Genomic DNA, 1891 nt, shown 5'->3' on the forward strand with positions numbered 1-1891 from the left:
CGGCGGCAGCGTCAGTTGTGAAAAAGAGACAGGTACGGGAGGTAGGGGATGTACGGGCACGGCTACGGGCGGAGCCGTGCCCGGCGTCGGGTCGTAGCGCGAGGGTGCCCGCCGCGAGACACAGCAGACACACCACCATCACCCGGCGGTACCCGATGAGATCACCGAGCCGTCCGGCGATGGGCGTGGCCACGGCCGACGCCAGCATGAACGCGGTGAGCAGCCATGCGGCGGCGGCCGGCGTCAGCTCCAACTGCCGCTGGAACAACGGCAGTGCGGGTACGACGACGGCCTGGGCGAGTGCGACGCCGAGGGCGCAGAGGAGGAGTACAGGGACGACGTACCGGCCGTGACCGGCGTAGCCGATGTCTTCCGCCCGTGAACCCTCTCCCCCTCGTGGGCTCGTCGCCGTACCGACCGTCTCGCCGCCGGGACTGTCGGCCGGGACCCGGCGACGCGCACGGAACGCCTTGATCAGCATCGCGGACAACGCCGCGAGGGCGATCCACATCAGGCGTCCGCCGAGCCGAGCCGGGCCGTTGCCCACGCGCGGGCCTGGTCGAGGTCGTCGGTGGCGAAGGTCGGACACCCCCACAACCGGTCACCGGCGGCTATCGCCTTGGCCCGCTCCTCCTGCACGTCGAGCGGAACGACGAAGGCCAACCCCCGGCAGTGGACGCGGAGTTCGGGCCGAAGCCGCGTGAGGGACCGGACGCGTTCGTTGGCAACGCCCGGCTCGGTCCGCCCGGACGTTCCGGCCGCCGGCGGCATCAGCAGTACCGCGCTGAACGCCGTACCTCGTGCCACGGCGGCCCGCAGCGCCTCTACGACGAGACCGGGCGCCTCGTCAGGAGCTGCGGCGGAGACGTCCAACACCACGATCGGACTCTCGGCGGAGGGGTTCTCGGCGTTCGGTCCCATGGGCGGTCCTCCTGGGGAAGTCGAGGAAGTCGACGCGACAGACGGGAAGGTCGAAAGTAAGGGGACCCTAACATTATTAGTGACCGCCGGTCACTAATCAACCACCAGGCAACTCAGGCACTAAGCTGCTGACGATGGCCGGCAGGGGAGAAGCGAAGAGACCGGGACCGGGACGCCCGTCCCGCCTGAGCCACGAACTGATCGTGTCCACCGCGCTGGAATGCGACCTGACCACGCTCACGATGCGGGAGTTGGCGACCCGCCTGGGCGTCTCCCACTCGGCGCTCTACCGCTGGGTCCCCGACCGCGACGGCCTCTTCGACCTGATCAGCGCGGTCATGGTGGAACGCATCCTGCCGCCGGACACCCCCACCCCCAGGACCTGGCGCACCTGGCTGGCCCGACTCGCCTGGGCGATGCACGACGAGTTCCTGGCGGTACCGGGCTACGCCGCCCACGTCGCCCGCCCGCACCGCCACAACCCCGACTCCTTCGGCCGCCTGCGCGAACGCGTCATCGCAGCCTTCGTCACCGCCGGCGCGGAACCGGCGGAGGCGGAACAGAGCTGGTACGTCTTCGGGCTCGGCGTAGTCCAGTGGTTGGGCACGTCGGACACGAACCTCGACCTGGGCACGGCCCGCCCCCGCTTCGACCTGTACCTCGACACCCTCCTGCGCGGCCTACCGGCCCGCACACCCGTCGAACACCCGCGGCCCACCACTCCCGAGTAACTGCGGCAGGCAGCCCCCCCCCGCAAGGGACAAGCAACCCTCATCATGAGAGTTGGCTTGCATAAAGAGAGCGAACCCCCTACCTTCATGAGAGCCAGCTCTCAGCAAGCGAGAACAAGCGACAGGACGCCTCCCCGGCCCACCCGAAGACGACCAGCGGCAAGGTGGACCGTCGCCGCCTCTCCTGACCGACGACCCGGCTGGCCATGGTCCGCCGAGTAGGACTTGGCGAGGCACAC

The 1891-nt window shown here is 69.7% G+C and carries 3 protein-coding genes; 1 reads left to right on the forward strand and 2 read right to left on the reverse strand.

Features of this window, described 5'->3' with window-relative positions:
- A partial coding sequence (locus tag ACNFOC_RS53895; RefSeq protein ID WP_416966244.1) for an MFS transporter occupies positions 1 to 547 on the reverse strand: 547 nt, incomplete at its 3' end.
- Positions 511 to 921 (reverse strand): hypothetical protein, encoded by a 411-nt coding sequence (locus tag ACNFOC_RS53900; protein ID WP_416966245.1) that lies wholly within the window; start codon positions 919 to 921, stop codon positions 511 to 513. The genes ACNFOC_RS53895 and ACNFOC_RS53900, both read right to left, overlap by 37 nt.
- A gap of 134 nt (positions 922 to 1055) precedes the next feature.
- Here ACNFOC_RS53900 and ACNFOC_RS53905 point away from each other — a divergent pair, with 134 nt between their 5' ends.
- Positions 1056 to 1652, forward strand: coding sequence for a TetR/AcrR family transcriptional regulator (locus ACNFOC_RS53905; RefSeq protein ID WP_416966246.1), 597 nt, complete (start codon positions 1056 to 1058; stop codon positions 1650 to 1652).
- Positions 1653 to 1891 lie beyond the last annotated feature (239 nt).

It is taken from the genome of Streptomyces colwelliae (assembly GCF_048158785.1).
Classification (GTDB): Bacteria; Actinomycetota; Actinomycetes; order Streptomycetales; family Streptomycetaceae; genus Streptomyces.